This is a genomic window from Streptococcus parasanguinis (assembly GCF_001073155.1).
GTDB lineage: Bacteria > Bacillota > Bacilli > Lactobacillales > Streptococcaceae > Streptococcus > Streptococcus parasanguinis_D.
In genome coordinates, this window is record NZ_JVEE01000035.1 from 116,315 (window position 1) to 133,413 (window position 17,099).

At 42.0% G+C, this 17,099-nt stretch carries 12 protein-coding genes and 2 pseudogenes; 12 read left to right on the forward strand and 2 right to left on the reverse strand.

The features are described from left to right. The first annotated feature begins 2 nt into the window (after positions 1-2). Positions 3-2,057 carry a cation:proton antiporter gene (locus ADH92_RS06205; protein WP_049497807.1) on the forward strand — a complete coding sequence of 685 codons (2,055 nt, stop codon included), beginning with the start codon at positions 3-5 and terminating at the stop codon, positions 2,055-2,057. Positions 2,058-2,268: 211 nt separating this feature from the next. Here the strand turns inward: ADH92_RS06205 and ADH92_RS06210 are convergent, their stop codons facing one another. Further along, a complete protein-coding gene (locus tag ADH92_RS06210; RefSeq protein ID WP_049497808.1) occupies positions 2,269-3,060 on the reverse strand; it encodes an ABC transporter ATP-binding protein in 792 nt (263 codons plus the stop codon). Positions 3,061-3,134: 74 nt separating this feature from the next. Here ADH92_RS06210 and ADH92_RS06215 point away from each other — a divergent pair, with 74 nt between their 5' ends. The 6 genes from ADH92_RS06215 to ADH92_RS06240 all read left to right on the forward strand — a co-directional run bounded on the left by ADH92_RS06215 (position 3,135) and on the right by ADH92_RS06240 (position 10,447). Next, entirely contained in the window at positions 3,135-4,262 is a 1,128-nt protein-coding gene (locus tag ADH92_RS06215) for an AI-2E family transporter (RefSeq protein ID WP_049497809.1), read from the forward strand. 136 nt (positions 4,263-4,398) lie between these two features. After that, the gene (locus ADH92_RS06220) at positions 4,399-5,880 is read left to right on the forward strand and encodes an AcpB/EbpR/MafR family transcriptional regulator (protein WP_049497810.1); all 1,482 of its coding nucleotides are present in this window, start codon (positions 4,399-4,401) and stop codon (positions 5,878-5,880) included. A gap of 115 nt (positions 5,881-5,995) precedes the next feature. After that, positions 5,996-7,345, forward strand: coding sequence for a hemolysin family protein (locus ADH92_RS06225; RefSeq protein WP_049497811.1), 1,350 nt, complete (start codon positions 5,996-5,998; stop codon positions 7,343-7,345). 407 nt (positions 7,346-7,752) lie between these two features. After that, complete coding sequence (locus ADH92_RS06230; RefSeq protein ID WP_049497812.1) at positions 7,753-8,730, forward strand: ABC transporter substrate-binding protein; 978 nt, start codon at positions 7,753-7,755, stop codon at positions 8,728-8,730. A 10-nt stretch (positions 8,731-8,740) separates the two neighbouring features. After that, entirely contained in the window at positions 8,741-9,634 is an 894-nt protein-coding gene (locus ADH92_RS06235) for an ABC transporter permease (protein WP_003005682.1), read from the forward strand. Positions 9,635-9,643: 9 nt separating this feature from the next. Then, positions 9,644-10,447 carry an ABC transporter ATP-binding protein gene (locus tag ADH92_RS06240; protein ID WP_049497813.1) on the forward strand — a complete coding sequence of 268 codons (804 nt, stop codon included), beginning with the start codon at positions 9,644-9,646 and terminating at the stop codon, positions 10,445-10,447. Between the two features lie 179 nt (positions 10,448-10,626). Here ADH92_RS06240 and treR read toward each other — a convergent pair. Continuing rightward, positions 10,627-11,260 (reverse strand): annotated as a pseudogene (gene treR / locus ADH92_RS06245) (trehalose operon repressor). Between treR and ADH92_RS06250 the strand changes: the two are divergent. The 5 genes and pseudogenes from ADH92_RS06250 to ADH92_RS06270 form a co-directional block, all read left to right on the forward strand. Further along, positions 11,180-11,932, forward strand: a pseudogene (locus tag ADH92_RS06250) (alpha-amylase family glycosyl hydrolase); the annotation flags it as partial. The pseudogenes treR and ADH92_RS06250 sit on opposite strands and share 81 nt — an antisense overlap. 126 nt (positions 11,933-12,058) lie before the next feature. Next, on the forward strand, positions 12,059-14,368 hold the full coding sequence (locus ADH92_RS06255) for an endonuclease/exonuclease/phosphatase family protein (RefSeq protein WP_049497814.1): 2,310 nt from the start codon (positions 12,059-12,061) through the stop codon (positions 14,366-14,368). Positions 14,369-14,581: 213 nt separating this feature from the next. Next, positions 14,582-15,376: a pyruvate formate-lyase-activating protein gene (gene pflA, locus ADH92_RS06260; RefSeq protein ID WP_003005017.1), complete on the forward strand. Its 795-nt coding sequence runs from the start codon at positions 14,582-14,584 to the stop codon at positions 15,374-15,376. 124 nt (positions 15,377-15,500) lie between these two features. Continuing rightward, entirely contained in the window at positions 15,501-16,436 is a 936-nt protein-coding gene (locus ADH92_RS06265; RefSeq protein ID WP_049497815.1) for a manganese-dependent inorganic pyrophosphatase, read from the forward strand. A gap of 63 nt (positions 16,437-16,499) precedes the next feature. Then, on the forward strand, positions 16,500-17,012 hold the full coding sequence (locus tag ADH92_RS06270; protein ID WP_049472483.1) for a YiiX/YebB-like N1pC/P60 family cysteine hydrolase: 513 nt from the start codon (positions 16,500-16,502) through the stop codon (positions 17,010-17,012). The last annotated feature ends 87 nt before the right edge of the window (positions 17,013-17,099 follow it).

Genomic DNA, 17,099 nt, shown 5'->3' on the forward strand with positions numbered 1-17,099 from the left:
ATATGGAACTACTCCTTTATGCAGTGATCTTTTCGATGATTTTGATCGTCTCAAATGCCACGAATAAACTTGTGCCGAGCCTTCCTCTGCCCTTGATTCAAATTTTACTAGGGATTGGTTGGGCTCTCTTTGTGCCCGAAGAAAATTTTCATCTGGATACCGAGCTCTTTCTGGCCTTGGTCATTGGCCCTCTCTTATTTCGAGAAGCAGAAGAAGCAGATATTACTTCCGTCTTAAAGCACTGGCGGGTCATCCTCTATTTGATTTTCCCAGTGATTTTTATCTCCACCATTAGTTTGGGCTGGGCAGCTCACTCCTTGTGGCTGAGCCTTCCTTTAGCAGCCTGTATGGCAGTAGGGGCAGCCCTTGGGCCTACCGACTTAGTAGCCTTTGCTTCTCTGTCTGAGCGCTTTAGCTTTCCAAAGCGGGTTTCGAATATCTTAAAAGGCGAAGGATTACTAAATGATGCCTCAGGTCTAGTTGCCTTTCGAGTGGCCTTGGCAGCCCTTGCGACCGGAAGTTTCTCCCTTGGAGAGGCAGGGGTTTCCTTAGGAATCTCCATTATTGGAGGATTTGCGGTGGGGATCTTGACGGCCTTTGTGAACCGGTGGTTGCAAACCTTGCTCTTGAGTGTTCGCGCCAGTGATATTGCCAGTGAATTGTTATTAGAACTGAGTCTCCCACTGTTGACCTTCTTCCTAGCAGAAGAACTCCATGTCTCTGGTATCATTGCAGTAGTTGTGTCAGGGATCCTAAAAGCCAGTCGCTTTAAGCACATTACCCTCCTTGAAGCGCGGGTAGATACTGTGAGTCATACTGTCTGGAATACGGTCAACTTTATCTTAAATGGGTCGGTCTTTGTCATCTTAGGAATGGAATTGGAAATGATCTCCAAGCCCATCTTAAGTAGTCCCATTTACAATAATCTTCTTTTAGTTCTTTCTGTCTTTCTGTTGACAGCCTTGCTCTTTTTGATTCGTTTTGTCATGGTTTACCTCTTTTATTGGTTCCGAACGGTTCGACTAAAAAAATCGTTAAGAAATTATCTAAAAGATGCCTTATTGCTGACCTTTTCGGGTGTGAAGGGAACGGTTTCGATTGCGACGATTCTTTTGATTCCAACCAAGATCGAAAAAGAATACCCTATCCTACTCTTTTTAGTGGCAGGAGTTACCCTTGTCAGCTTTATTGCAGGCTTAGTGGTACTTCCAAAATTATCAGAAGAAAAGGAAGAAACCAATGACTACCTGATGCAGATCGCGATTTTAAATGATGTCGTCATGGAATTAGAAGCAGACCTAAAGAATAGCAAGCACAAGGGTCCCTTGTATGCGGCGATTGATAACTACCATGGCCGCATAGAAAACTTGATTCTAGGCCAAGAAAACAGGCTCATTCAAAAGGACTGGGAACAGTTGAAGCTCCTGATTTTGAGTATTGAAAGTGACGGCTTGGAACAGGCCTATGAAGAAGGAAAGATTCGAGAGCGGGGCTACCGTGTCTACCAACGCTATCTTCGCAATATGGAGCAACGTGTCAATCGCAATCTTTCGTCTCGCTTAACCTATTACCTCTTGGTGTCTTTCCGACTTTTGCGTTTATTAGTTCATGAGATCTTAACTTTTGGATCTGGCTTGCGAAACTGGTGGACCCGAGAAGACAGTAAGTTAGAGGCCATTGATTATGACCAGATTGCGGCCCTTTATCTGGCCAATACGGAAATCATTATCGAAAGTTTGGAAGACCTCAAGGGGGTTTATCGGAGCAGTTTGATCTCTTTCCTACAAGAATCTCGTCTGAGAGAGACAGCTATTATTACCAGTGGGGCCTTTGTGGAGCGGGTTATTAATCGCGTGAAACCAAATAATATCGATGAAATGTTGAGAGGCTATTATTTGGAGCGTAAGATTATTTTTGAATATGAAGCGCAACACCTGATTACCGCCAAGCAAGCGCGCCGTATGCGACAAAATGTCAATGAATTAGAAAGCTATTCCCTAAGAGAAAGTGCCAATACGCTTCCATACGATTTGATCGAGTATGCACGAAATCGTTGAGATAAGAGTAAAAGAGGCTGGGACAAAAGTCCTAGCCTCTCAATTATTTTTGGATTGTCGATCAAGATGCAGTGGTTGAGTGGGATCTACTACGCTGATTTCATCAGCTTTTACAGCCCTACTCAACTGTGCGGAGGTGGGACGACGAAATCGAATTCTAACGAATTACCGATTTCTGTCCCACTCTCTTATTGCTTTATTCACTTTCTTTTCAGTGTGCGATTTCTGGTTTGACAAAGAGTCGCTCGTCACCAAGATCAATAAGGGATACAGGAGCTTCGTAAAAATGGCTGAGAACACCTGGTGTTAGAATTTGATCTTTTGGTCCTTGCTCAACCACTTGGCCATGTTTGAGTAAGAGGACATGGGTCATGTCTTTTGTAATTTCCTCGGCATGGTGGGTGACGTAGATCATGGTTGGCGCGTGATCCAGTTGTTTGATATGATGGATCTGGCGGAGGAGCTTTTCTCTGGCAAAGAGATCCAATCCACTAGAAGCTTCGTCAAAAATGATCAGATCTGGCTGGTCCATGAGGCTTCGTGCAATGAGAACGGTCTGCTTTTCTCCCTGGGAGAGCTCACGGTATTTGCGACCGATCAAAGCGCTAGCTCCAATCGAAGTTAGCATATCCCGTGCCCAGTTTAGTTCTTCCTCCCCGTATGCAGCATATAAAATACTACTCTTGTATTGACCAGTTAGGACAATTTGTTCTGTCAAAAAATGCTCTGGCAGTCTTTCTGAAATAAAGGAGCTAACGATCCCAATACGCTTCCGCAACTCAGGGATGCCCCCTTCTCCAAAGCGGGTTCCAAGGACCGTTACTTGGCCGGAACTAGCCCAATATTCAGACATGAGCAGTTTGAGGAGGGTCGATTTTCCTGCCCCATTGAGGCCTAAAATGGCCCAGCATTCATTTTCTTTCACTTGCCAGTTAATCTCTTTCAAAAGAGCTTTTCCATTACGGATCAAATTGACGTCTTGTAGTTCAATCAAATTCTTCATAACTTCATCCTTTTGATTAAAATCTCCTTTATTCTATCATAAAATATGGTAGAATAGAAAACAGGAGGTAAGGAATGTTTCGAAATAGTAAATTGTTATTCTGGACATGTGAGATCTTATTATTGACGGTGATTTTCTATATTTGGAAATCAATGGGAACTTTAATTTCTCCATTTGTATCTGTTCTGAATACCATCCTCTTACCATTTTTAATTGCAGGTTTTTTATATTACATTACCAATCCGATTGTTGAATTGTTGGAAAAACATTTAAAAATCAAGCGTGTGTTTGGGATTTTGATCACCTTGGTCCTCTTGTTTGGGATCATTGGCTTAGGGATTTTTTATCTGCTCCCCATCTTGATCAATCAGTTAACCAGCTTGATCAATTCAACTCAAGGACTTTACTGGGAAGTCCAAAGTTTGGTTCGAAAACTTTCGACCAATCCTTTGTTCCAGAATGTGAATATCCAGTCGACGATTCAGCAGTTGAATCTCTCTTATATGGATATCCTACAAAATCTCTTGAATAGTGTGACCAACAGTTTAGGAAGTGTGGTTAACACCATTGTCAATACGGTCTTTATCTTGATCATGACCCCCGTCTTCTTGGTTTATTTCTTGGTCGATGGGAAGAAGTTATTGCCGATGTTGGAGCGAACCATTCTACGCAATGACAAACTCCACATTTCAAGCCTCTTGGTTAGTCTGAATGAAACAGTCTCTCGCTATATTAGTGGGATTTCGATCGATGCCTTGATCATTGGAACCCTAGCCTATATTGGCTATAGTTTTATTGGATTGAAGTACGCTTTGGTCTTTGCCATCTTTTCTGGATTGGCCAACCTCATTCCCTATGTAGGACCAACCATCGGCTTGATTCCGATGGTCATCACTTATGCTTTTACCGATATGGATATGATGATCAAAGCAGTCATTTACATGTTGATTATCCAGCAGATCGATGGAAATATTCTTTATCCGCGTATCGTTGGAGGCGTGATGAAGGTTCACCCGATTACCATTATGGTCCTCTTGTTACTCTCAAGTAATATCTACGGTATTATCGGGATGGTCGTTGCGATTCCAGTCTATTCGATTGGAAAAGAAATTGTAAAATTCTTGGTAAATCTTTATGATAACCACCGTGCTGCTAAGGAGCAGAAGAAAAAAGAAGAATTTGGAATCATTAATAAATCCTAGACTCTAGCGCCTATATGGGCCTTGGAGTCTTTTTTGTACATTTTTTTGAAAAAATGCTGGAAAAAAGTCAACAAGTGCTATGAAATGTGTTAAAATATAAGTGATTTTGAAAGAAAATATGAAAAGGTAGGAAAAGATGAGACTGCTCTTATCCAAAAAACAGAGACGCCAATTGCAATTATTGGAAATCTTGATTAAGGAAAAAAGATGGTTCCACTTGAAAGAGTTGGCCAAGCGTTTGGATTGTACAGAACGTTCGTTAAAAGAGGATTTGTCTAATCTTCGTAGTACATTTGATGACTTTTTAATTGAATCCTCTACCAATGGGATCAAAATCAGTTATGAGGATTCGGTTGGGCTTGAGGTGATTTATCATCACTTTTTTAAAGAATCACAAGCCTTCGAATTGATTGAATATCTCTTCTTCAACAAGGATGTTTCTAATGAATATATTTGCAGAAAGTTTGATCTGAGTTACCAATCTTTCTACCGCTTGATTCGGACGATCAATCAGAAACTTCAAACCAAATACAATGTAAAGATTGATTTGAAACCCTTGAATCTTGTCGGGGATGAAGTAGATGTTCGTTTCTTCTATGCCCAGTATTTTGCGGAACGTTATTACTATATGGAGTGGCCTTTCCCAGAATTTAAGGAAGAGGCGGTGACCGATTTGATCACCTTCTTCTTCAAACTCTATGGCTATCCATTGACCTTCTCTTTACTCAGGTCTTATAAAGTTCTCTTGACAGTCTACTTATCACGTATTAAGCAGGGCTATTTTATTGACATGCCAACGAACTATGATGTGTATAAAGACCAGTATCAAGGGGTGACCAATGTCGAGGGGATGTTGCGCTACTTTAGTTTGCAGTTGGGTGTCGAGTTGAATGAAAGAGTGCTGGAGCAATTCTTCATCATCTTCATTCAAGAGAATTTCTATTTCAGCCCAGAAAGCTTGGTCGAAGCTGCAGAAACTGATCCGTATGCCAAAGAATCGACCAGACTCATCAAAGATATGTTCAAGGATCTATGCTATACCTATGATTTAGACATTGAAAATCTTGATGAGATGTTGATGCACGTTCACAATACGGCTCACTTAGGTCGGAAGGAATTATTCTCCGAGTTCCTCTTAATTGATACGAAGACCAATACCAACGAAGATTTCATGAGCATCTTCCCAGCCTTCTATGATGATTTGAAGGAGCATATCATCACTTATATGAAGACCATGAAGCATGATCTGAACGAAGAGATCATCAAGCACATGATCTACACGGTCTATACTCACTGGGAACGTCTCTTACCGCAGTTGTTGCGCCGACGGAAGTCTATTAAGGTCTTGATTATCAGTCGTTTTGACGATCACCATGCCAAATCCATGATTGATTTCCTTGATTTCTACTGTACGGATAACTTTGAATTTACACAGATGATCAAGTACAATCTGACAGTGGATGATATCGAAGCTTCGGATGCAGATGTGGTGGTAGCCAACTTTATGATGCCCGAATTAAAGAAAAAACCTTTTATCTGTACAAGTAGTCTCTCATCGCTTGAGCTGGTTGAAAAACTCAATGCCTTCTTTTATGATTTTACCAGTGCAGAACACTAAAATCAGGACCTGGTCCTGATTTTTTGATGGTAAAAAAAGAAAATTTTATAGAAGAATGCAGGCTCTCCTATTTTGTGGTATAATATACAATATTATATACTGGAGGAAACTATCCATGGAAGACCCTGGCAGTCAGGAAATTTTACTGGAATTTATTTTATTGATTGTTTTGACATTATTGAACGCCTTTTTTTCGGCGACTGAAATGTCAATGGTATCGTTAAATCGCTCTCGTGTAGAGCAAAAGGCTGAAGAAGGAGATAAAAGATACATCCGTCTTCTTAGCGTTTTGGAACAGCCCAACCATTTCTTATCCACTATTCAGGTGGGGATCACCTTGATTACCATCTTATCTGGGGCGAGTCTTGCAGAAAGTCTCGGTCATGTCATTGCTGGATGGATGGGCAATACTAAAACGGCTCTTGCAGCTGGAAGCTTTTTATCTCTAGCATTTTTGACTTATATTTCGATCGTGTTTGGCGAACTCTATCCGAAACGAATCGCTATGAACCTAAAAGATGAGTTGGCTGTTCGAACAGCTCCGATTGTGATTCTATTAGGAAAAATTGTCAGCCCCTTTGTTTGGTTGCTTTCAGCATCGACCAACCTTTTGAGCCGTATCACGCCAATGGAATTCGATGATCCGGATGAAAAGATGACGCGGGATGAAATCGAGTATATGCTGACCAATAGTGAAGCAACACTAGATGCGGACGAGATTGAGATGCTCCAAGGGATCTTTTCATTAGATGAAATGGTAGCGCGTGAAGTCATGGTCCCACGGACAGATGCCTTCATGGTCGATATCAATGATGATACCAAAGAAATTATTGAAAGTATCCTTAAGCAAAACTTTTCACGGATTCCTGTCTATGATGATGACAAGGACAATGTCATCGGTCTCATCCATACCAAACGTCTCTTGAACGAAGGATTTATCAATGGCTTTGATAATATTGTCTTAAGAAAGATTTTGCAAGAACCTTTGTTTGTTCCAGAAACCATTTTTGTGGATGATCTTTTGAAGGAATTGCGCAATACGCAAAATCAAATGGCCATTCTACTCGATGAATATGGTGGGATGTCTGGTTTGGTTACTCTTGAAGACCTCTTGGAAGAAATCGTTGGTGAAATTGACGATGAGACTGACAAAGCGGAAATTGATGTCTTTGAAATTGCGGACAATACCTATGTCGTACAAGGAGCCATGTCTCTAAATGACTTTAACGAATATTTTGATGTTGAGTTGGAAAGCGATGATGTGGATACCATTGCAGGCTATTACCTGACAGAGGTTGGGCGAATTCCGACCTTGAAAGAGCGACTCAGCTGTGAAGTCGATAGTCAAAAGAAACACTTGATTCTGACAAATGACAAGGTGAAAAATGGTCGTGTGACCAAGGTAAAAGTTGAAATTTCTGAAATCGTCGAAGATGATGAAGAAACCAAATCAAAAGAAGATTAGAAAATAGAGGCCTGGACGTGTTCCAGCCTCTATTTTTTTCTTGACAGGGCTAGTTGAATTTTCAAAAAATTTTAAAAATTTCTGAAATAGTCTTGACAGCTAAAAAAAATTAAGGTAAGATATTACCCATAAATAAAGAAAGCAGAAAATAAACATGAAGCAACAAGCCATTTCAACTCAAAAATTTTACTTTAGCTACTTTAGATAGTGTTTGTAGACATGATCTCATGGATGCAAACAACCCAAGCAATTTGTTTGTATCTATGTGGCTAAGATTTTTGATGATGGTCCATAGAGCTAGTATCTAAATGGACCGAGGTTTTGTAACTTGTTGGAGAATTTCAAGCATCCGTTTAGAGAATGATCTAAGCGGATTTTTTGTTTATTTGCAGAAAAGGAGTCAAAAAATGAAAGTAGTGAAGAAATTACTAGCACCTGTCCTGGTTGTAGGACTGCTGTTAACCTCATTGGTGACCTTACACCATCTGAAGGATGCTAAAAAAGACAATGTATTTCGGATTGGGATTTCCCAGTACATCACCCATAAGTCGCTCGACGCGACACGAAAAGGCTTTATCGATGAGTTGAAGAAAGAGGGCTATGTGGATGGGAAAAATATCCAGATTGATTTCCAAAATGCTCAAGGGGAGCAACGAAATCTGAAAAACATTTCCAAACAATTGGCGGAAGAAAGTGATCTAGTCTTTGCGATTGCAACCCCTTCTGCACAAAGTTTGGCTAATACGACGAAAACAACGCCGGTTGTCTTCTCAGCTGTGACCGATCCATTGGCAGCGAAATTGGTGAAAAACTTGAAAGAGCCTGGCGGCAATATCACGGGGACAAGTGACCAGTCAGAAGATGCGATCTCTACACAGGTAGATATGATTAAGCAAGTCCTTCCAACGGCGAAAACAGTTGGGATCCTCTATACGCAAAGTGAGCCTAACTCCGTCGTCCAAAAAGACAATGCGAAGAAGATCCTTGAAGCTAAAGGTTATCAAGTGGTTGAAAAAACCATCCTCGATAGTAACAATGTGAAGGCTGCAGCAGACAGTATCATGTCAGAAGCAGATATCGTCTTTGTTCCGACGGATAACATCATTTCTTCTACAATGGACACTGTGAAACAGGTCTCTATCAGCCATAAGGTGCCAGTTTTTGGTGGATCTGCTGAAATGGTAGCTACTGGTGGCTTGTACAACTTTGGTACTGATTATGAGGAATTGGGAAGACAAGCTGCTCGGATGGCCATTCGCATTATGAAGGGTGAGAAACCTGTCAAAATCGCAGTTGAAACACCTGAAAAATTAGAATTGCATACCAATAAAGAGATGGCGAAAGAGCTTGGAATTGATATTAGCTCGTTGAAGGTAGAAAAATAGGAGGTTTGAGATGAATTTCGTTTTATCAAGTTTATCAGAAGGTTTATTGTGGTCGATCATGGCGATTGGTGTTTACTTAACATTTCGAATTTTAGATATTGCCGATATGACGGCAGAAGGAGCCTTTCCACTTGGGGCAGCAGTTGTAGCCTCCCAAATTCAAGCAGGAAGAAACCCTTGGCTTGCAACCTTGTTAGGCTTCCTGGCGGGGATGATCGCAGGATTGGTTTCTGGAATTCTCCATACAAAAATGAAAATTCCAGCCCTCTTGACAGGGATTGTCACTTTGACGGGTCTCTACTCTATCAATATTAAAATCATGGGGGGAGTTCCCAACCTCTCTATTGGCGATGCCAGTACCATTTTCAAAAGTGTCATGAAATTGGGCTTGTCCAATGAAGAAGCTGTCTTTTTGATTAGTATTTCTTGCTTGATCATCGTCTGTATCTTGTTAACTCTCTTAATGAAGACGCAGCTTGGCTTGGTTTTGCGCTCGACAGGTGATAACATTCCAATGAGTGAGGCCAATGGGGTCAATGTAGATAACATGAAGATGTTGGGCTATATGATTTCCAATGGTTTAATTGCCCTTTGTGGAGCCATGTTTGCACAAAATGATGGTTTCTCAGATGTGACTTCTGGTACAGGGACGATCGTAGTCGGCTTGAGTGCTGTGATTATCGCTGAAGTTTTGATCCACGAATTGACCATTGGTTGGCGCTTGCTTTCCATCGGGGTTGGAGCTATTGTGTACCGTTTGATTATCTTAAATATTTACGAGATCCCAAATCTCGATCAAAATATGGTTCGTCTCTTCAATGCGATCTTGCTCGCGATTGTCTTGTTCGCTCCTGAGGCGCAAAAACGTCTTCGTGTTCGTGGACTGAAGTTAGGAAATAAATAGGAGAAAAGTATGGCAACATTATTATCAATTGAAGGTATTCATAAGACATTTGAAGCAGGAACAGTCAATGAAAACCATGTCTTAAAAGGCTTGGATCTCCAAGTAGAAGAAGGAGACTTCATTTCGGTTATCGGTGGAAATGGAGCTGGGAAATCAACCTTGATGAACATCTTGGCAGGAAACCTAGTCGTGGATGAAGGGGATATCTTGCTAGAAGGTAACTCCATCAAAAATACGAGTGTTCGTAAGCGTGCGAAAGATATTGCGCGTGTCTTCCAAGATCCTAAAATGGGGACAGCTTCCCGTTTGACCATTGAAGAAAATATGGCCATTGCCCAACGACGGGGGAAATCTCGTGGTTTGAGCTGGGGAGTTCGCGAGAAAGATCGCGAATTATTCCGTGAAGCCTTGAAGGAACTGAATATCGGTTTAGAGAACCGTCTCAAAGTCGATACCCAATATTTGTCTGGTGGGCAACGTCAAGCGTTGACCTTGGTCATGGCAGCCTTGGTCAAACCCAAACTCTTGCTTCTGGATGAACATACCGCAGCGCTCGATCCCAAGACTAGTGAAATGGTCATGGAATTGACACAAAAGATCGTGGAAAGCCATGATTTGACAACCTTGATGATTACGCATGATATGAACCATGCGATTGAATACGGCAACCGCTTGATCATGCTCTACCAAGGCAAGATCGTTGTCGACGTCAAAGGAGAAGAAAAGAAAAACCTAACGGTTGAAGATTTGATGCGCCTCTTCCACCAAAACAGTGGTGAAACCCTGGTTAGTGATGAATTGGTATTAGGATAAAATGAGAGTGGGACAGAAATCGGTAATTCGTTAGAATTCGATTTCGTCGTCCCACCTCCGCACAGTTGAGTAGGGCTGTAAAAGCTGATGAAATCAGCGTAGTGAGCCCACTCAACCACTGCGTCTTGCTCGACAATCCAAAAATAATTGAGAGGCTAGGACTTTTGTCCCAGCCTCCTTTATTTCCTCCGCTCTGCATAGTCGACAAAATGAAACTTGTCTAATTTGTGCCGGCTTTCGGTGAACTGGAATTGCCGTCCGTCTGCTAAGTGAACTTGGGAGCGGACCGTTACTACGTGTTTGTCTTTTCCAAGATCCAGTAAGATTTTGTCACGATTATCGATTGGTGAAATCAAGATTTCTTTCTTAGCATAGCCAATCTGCAATTTCAAGTCTTCTTCTATATATTGGTAGATAGAGTGCTGGGCAATTTCCTTAGTAAGGCCTGGGATCAGCTCTCTGTCTAAGTAATCAATATCTAAGACAGAAGCGACACCATCCACCATCCGTTGCCGGGTTACTTTCCAAACCAATCGGTGAAGGGGGAAGCCTGTCTTTTTAGCGCCTTTTTCATCGATACTGATCTTTTCTAAACGAATGACATTGGTTTCTGAAAGCTTTGACGATTTCTTGATAACTGGTTAATTGGGAAACAGGGAAGTCAAAGTGAGCTTGTCTAGAAACTTGCGAACCCATCCCTTGAACAGTCTCGATAAAGCCTTCCTCCTGCAAGAGCTTGAGCGTCTCTATCATACTTGGGGCAAGGAAATGAGTGAACGAGATGGTTGGAGTGCCCTCTTCTGGAATAACCATGACCAACCTCGTGCCTTGAATCGCTTTGTAGATATCAAGAACTTCCGCAATGAAGGAGCGACCATGCTCGCAGCTAGCCTTCACTTGTCACGTGGTACCCCTTATATCTACATGGGAGAAGAAATCGGCATGATAGATCCAGACTATGATTCGATGGCAGATTACGTGGATGTGGAGTCCATCAATGCTTACCAAATGCTCTTGGACCAAGGCAAGTCACCTGAGCAAGCCTTCAAGATTATCCAAGCTAAGTCACGTGATAATTCACGTACGCCCATGCAATGGGATGCTTCTCTAAATGCCGGTTTTTCAACAGGGACGCCATGGTTGAAAGTTGGGAAGTCCTATAAAGACTTCAACGTTGAAAAGGAAATGGATGGCCCAATTTTTACCTTCTATAATGAATTGATTCGCTTGCGCAAAGAAATGCCCATTATTTCAGAAGGAAGCTACCTACCAGCATTGGAAGATAGTCAAGAAGTCTACGCCTTTGAACGCCACTTAGACGGTCAAAAACTCTTGGTACTAAATCATTTCTATGGAAGTGAAGCTGAAGTGGCGATTCCAAAAGACTACCAAGCAGGGCGCGTGCTCTTATCCAATTATAAGAATGTAGAGCTTGCTGAAAAAGTAATTCTTAAACCGTATCAGACACTGGCAATTTTAGCTTAAGTTCTTGACACTTCGATCTTTTTGGGTCGAAGTGTTTTTTTTGAAAAATATTTTTGAAAGCGCTTGAAAATACAAAGTCATTCCCTTATAATAAAAGAGGAAAACTTTTTAGGGATGGAGAAAAGCATGAGAAAAAACGGTAAAAAGATTCGCCTACTGGGAGTAGCCACCTTATTGGCTAGTCAGTTGGGGGTCTTTAGCAGTGCCCTCACGGTAGTTGCAGACGAGACCACAGCTTCGACTTCAGAGCCAGCGCTTGTGACGAACACTAGCAGCGAGGAAAGCTCGACAAATAGTTCGACTTCCGCTACAACAACAACTACAGACGCTACGACGAGAGCTTCGAGGGATAAAGAAGAGACATCTAGCAGTTCCTCAGACGATACTGAGGAGAAAACAGTTAAGATCGGGGAAATTCAAGGGGAATCGCAACGCTCCCCACTGGAAGGCCAAAAGGTAGCTATCAAAAATGCAGTGGTGACCAAAACAGACCGCTATGGTTTTTATGCCCAAGATATTGAATCGGATGGCAATAGTCGGACTTCAGATGGGATTTATGTTGTTTCCAAATACAAGGTGAAAGTCGGCGACAAGGTTAAAATCACTGGTACCGTCAAGGAAGGCTATATGGAAGAGGTAACCTTGGGAGCTGGGAAGACCTTTAAGGAACCGACGAATAGTTTAACGGTGACCATGCTGGTCGATGCTTGGATCACCAAAGACGGGACAGCCCCTCTTCCAGAAGCTGTGAATATCACTGCGGGGATGCCAGCGGAGGTGAAGCCTAATCCGACTGCTTATGCTCCAGAAACTGATGCTCTCGATTATTGGGAAAGCCTGGAAGGAATGCTCACGGTGGTGAAGAAACCGCATGTCCTTGGTCCCCAGTACAAAGGAGATATCTATGTCTTGGGAGAAGATTTTACAGGCCTTCCTTTAAATAACATTGGAGGTTTGAATCTACGGCCACATGAGCAAAATACAGCGACAATCCCGGTTTATGTTGGGAATAAGTTTATCGCAAAAGCCAAGGATTACTTTACAGAAGATGTGACAGGAGTGGTAACGTATCGAAATAGCTTCTATAAATTAGAGCCCACTCAACAGTTGACGGTCCAAGATGGTGGCTTGCAGCGTCAAGCAGCTCAAACCCAACCAAGTGAGGACAAGCTGACCATTGCTTCCTATAATATTGAAAATTTCTCGGCAAACAATGCCAAAAATGAAACCCCAGAGGATAAGGTGACGCTGATTGCCAATTCCTTTATCCATGAAATTTACAATCCAGACATCATTACTTTGATCGAAGTGCAGGACAATAATGGTAGTGTGGATGACGGAACGACCAGTGGTGTTGAAAGTGGACGCAAACTAGCCAATCGGATCAAGGAATTGGGTGGCAAGAGCTATGAGTATACGGAGGTTGCTCCAGTAGATGGCGCTGACGGAGGAAAGCCTGGTTCCAATATTCGTTTGGGAATCCTCTACAATCCAGAACGCGTAACCTTAGCCAAAAAAGAGGCAGCAACTAGCAAGGAAGCGGCGCAATTTGACAAGGGACACCTGGTTAAAAACCCAGCTCGGATTGCCCCTAATGACCCATCGTTTGATCATACTCGCAAGTCTTTGGCTGTTGAATTTGAATTCAAAGGTCAACCAGTTGTGGTGATTGCCAATCACTTGAAATCAAAAATTGGAGATGATGCTATTTATGGGGCAAGCCAACCAGCAGTGGAACATACATTGCCAACGCGTGAAGCACAAGCCAGTGTCATCCATCAATTCGTTCAAGAAGGCTTGAAGCAAAATCCGAAGACCACCTTTGTTTTGACGGGTGATTTTAATGACTACGATTTCTCAACCACAGCACAGATCCTTGCGGGCAACGAACTAACCAACTTAATGGCCCAACATGATGCAGGGGATCGCTATTCTTATTTCTACCGTGGAAGCAATCAAGTTTTGGATAACATTTTTATCTCAAACAACATGGCAGCAAAAGCAAGGTTTGAACCAGTCCATATCAATGCTTCCTTTATGAAGGAACACGGTCGTGCATCAGACCATGATCCTGTCTTGGTCCAAATCGACTTTAGTGGAGCACAAACTCCAGGAACGCCGACGGATGATCAACAAGGAAATACAGGACAACCAACGGATCAAACCAGCCCTTCTTCATCGAATACAGGATCTCAACTAGTCCCTCATCAGACTCAAGCCAATGAACAAAAGAGTTCAACAGCTGAAAGCAAAGAGAAGGGCAAGAACGAAGATGAGAAGCAAGACGACAAGGAAGAGGCTACAACAGAAACCAAGACACCAGGTAAACGGAAAATCCTTCCATCTACTGGACAAGAAACAAGCTATCTAGCCCTTTTTGGAGTGGCAGTAGCTACGATGAGTCTTGTCTTCTACAAGAAGAAAAAGACTTACTAACGTTTTCAAAAGAAAGATCTAAAAAAGGAGTCGCTGGCTCCTTTTTTTCTCCTAAAATACAGGACAGATAGTTCCATATTGGAAACTGTACTAGGACAATGAAAACTACTGAAAAGAACAGTTTCTTTTCAAAAAGAAGCTTAAACTCTTTAAAATAGATGGAATCGTGTTATAATAAAACCATAAAACGTTTTCAAGAGAAGAGGTTCCTCAATGGAAAATGAAACAGTTGACTATGGAAAAGTAACAGGAATGGTACACTCAACAGAAAGTTTTGGGGCAGTAGACGGGCCTGGGATCCGCTTTATTGTCTTTCTTCAAGGGTGTCAAATGCGGTGCCAATACTGCCACAATCCAGATACTTGGGCAATGGAAACCAACAAGTCCCGTGAACGGACCGTGGATGATGTCCTAGAAGAAGCCCTCCGTTATCGTGGATTTTGGGGCGAAAAAGGGGGAATCACGGTCAGTGGTGGAGAAGCCCTCTTGCAGATTGACTTTTTGATTGCACTTTTTACCAAGGCTCAAGAGTTGGGCATTCATTGTACTTTGGATACCTGTGCTCTTCCTTTCCGGAATACGCCTCGTTATTTGGAAAAATTTGACCGCTTGATGGCAGTGACAGACTTGGTGCTTCTTGATATCAAGGAAATCAATGATGAACGTCACAAAATTGTGACCAGCCATACCAATAAAACGATTCTAGCTTGTGCCAAGTACCTATCTGATATTGGAAAACCAGTCTGGATTCGTCACGTTTTGGTGCCAGGTTTGACAGACCGAGATGATGACTTGATCGAACTTGGAAAATTTGTTAAAACCCTTAAAAATGTCGATAAATTTGAGATCCTTCCTTACCATACTATGGGGGAATTCAAATGGCGTGAATTGGGAATTCCGTACAAATTGGAGGGTGTGAAACCACCGACAAAAGAACGGGTCCAAAATGCAAAAGATTTGATGGAAACAGAAAGTTACCAAGATTACCTGAAACGGGTCAAAGGATAAAAAGTATAGACAGTTGGGCCTTCCAGCTGTCTTTTCTATTGAAATGCACAACTATTCCCTTTCTTTAAATGGCAAAACGTGCTAAAATAGAGTGAATCTATAAATGAAATAAAGAGGTAGAAACATGTCAAAAATTCTCGTTTTTGGTCACCAAAATCCTGACTCAGATGCTATCGGCTCATCTGTAGCTTTTGCTTATCTTGCAAAAGAAGCTTATGGTTTGGATACAGAAGCAGTGGCTCTTGGAACTCCAAATGAAGAAACAGCTTTCGTATTGGACTATTTTGGTGTGGAAGCACCACGCGTCGTCACATCAGCTAAAGCAGAAGGTGCAGAGCAAGTCATCTTGACGGACCACAATGAATTCCAACAATCTGTTTCAGATATTGCTGAAGTAGAAGTTTATGGTGTAGTGGATCACCACCGTGTGGCTAACTTCGAAACTGCTAGCCCACTTTACATGCGTTTGGAACCAGTTGGATCAGCATCTTCTATTGTATACCGCATGTTCAAAGAACACGGTGTAGCAGTGCCAAAAGAATTGGCAGGTTTGATGCTTTCAGGTTTGATTTCAGATACCCTTCTTTTGAAATCTCCAACAACACACCCATCTGATAAAGTGATTGCGCCAGAATTGGCTGAATTGGCTGGTGTCAACTTGGAAGAATATGGTCTTGCAATGCTCAAGGCTGGTACTAACTTGGCAAGCAAATCAGCAGAAGAATTGATCGACATCGATGCTAAGACTTTTGAATTGAACGGAAATAACGTTCGTGTGGCTCAAGTGAACACAGTTGATATTGCGGAAGTTTTGGAACGCCAAGCTGAAATCGAAGCAGCTATCCAAGCTGCCAATGCAACTAACGGCTACTCTGACTTTGTTTTGATGATTACAGACATCGTCAACTCAAACTCAGAAATCTTGGCTCTTGGTGCCAACATGGACAAGGTAGAAGCAGCCTTCAACTTCAAACTTGAAAACAATCATGCTTTCCTTCCAGGTGCCGTTTCACGTAAGAAACAAGTGGTTCCTCAATTGACTGAAAGCTTTAATGCATAATGATAAATGGGGAAACCCATTATTAAAAAGGAGTTTCGGCTCCTTTTTTTCTAGGAGAGAAATATGCTAGAAAATGGTGATTTAATCTTTGTGAAAGATGATTCGGATATAGGGCAGGCCATCCAGGCATCAACTGGCAACTATAGCCATGTGGCCATCTTTTTGGACGGATTCATTTATCATGCCACGGTAGAAGGTGGCGTCCTTTCCCAGTCCCCTGAAGATTTCTTTGAAGCTGAGAAAGTATATGACCTTTATCGCTGTGCGGAGATTGATTGTCCAGAGGTCAAAAAGCGAGCAGAGAGTCTTTTAGGGGCTCCCTACAATGCGTCCTTTTATCAGGATGGAGATGGTTATTACTGTTCCCAGTTCATTGCTGAACTACTTCCTATTTTTGAAACCATTCCCATGAAGTTTGGAGATGAGGAAGAGGAGATTAGTCCGTTCTGGCTGGATTACTACAAGGAGCTCGGTCTAGCCGTTCCTCTAGATCAGCCCGGGACCAACCCGAGTCAGTTAGCCCAATCTCCACTGCTACATTTTAAAGAAAGGTATTTGGATGATTTGGATTCATGAAATAACAATCTGAAACTTTGATACAGTTTATAAGAGTTACATCAAACTAAAGAAAAATAATTTTTTAATCCTTTCCTCACAGCGGAA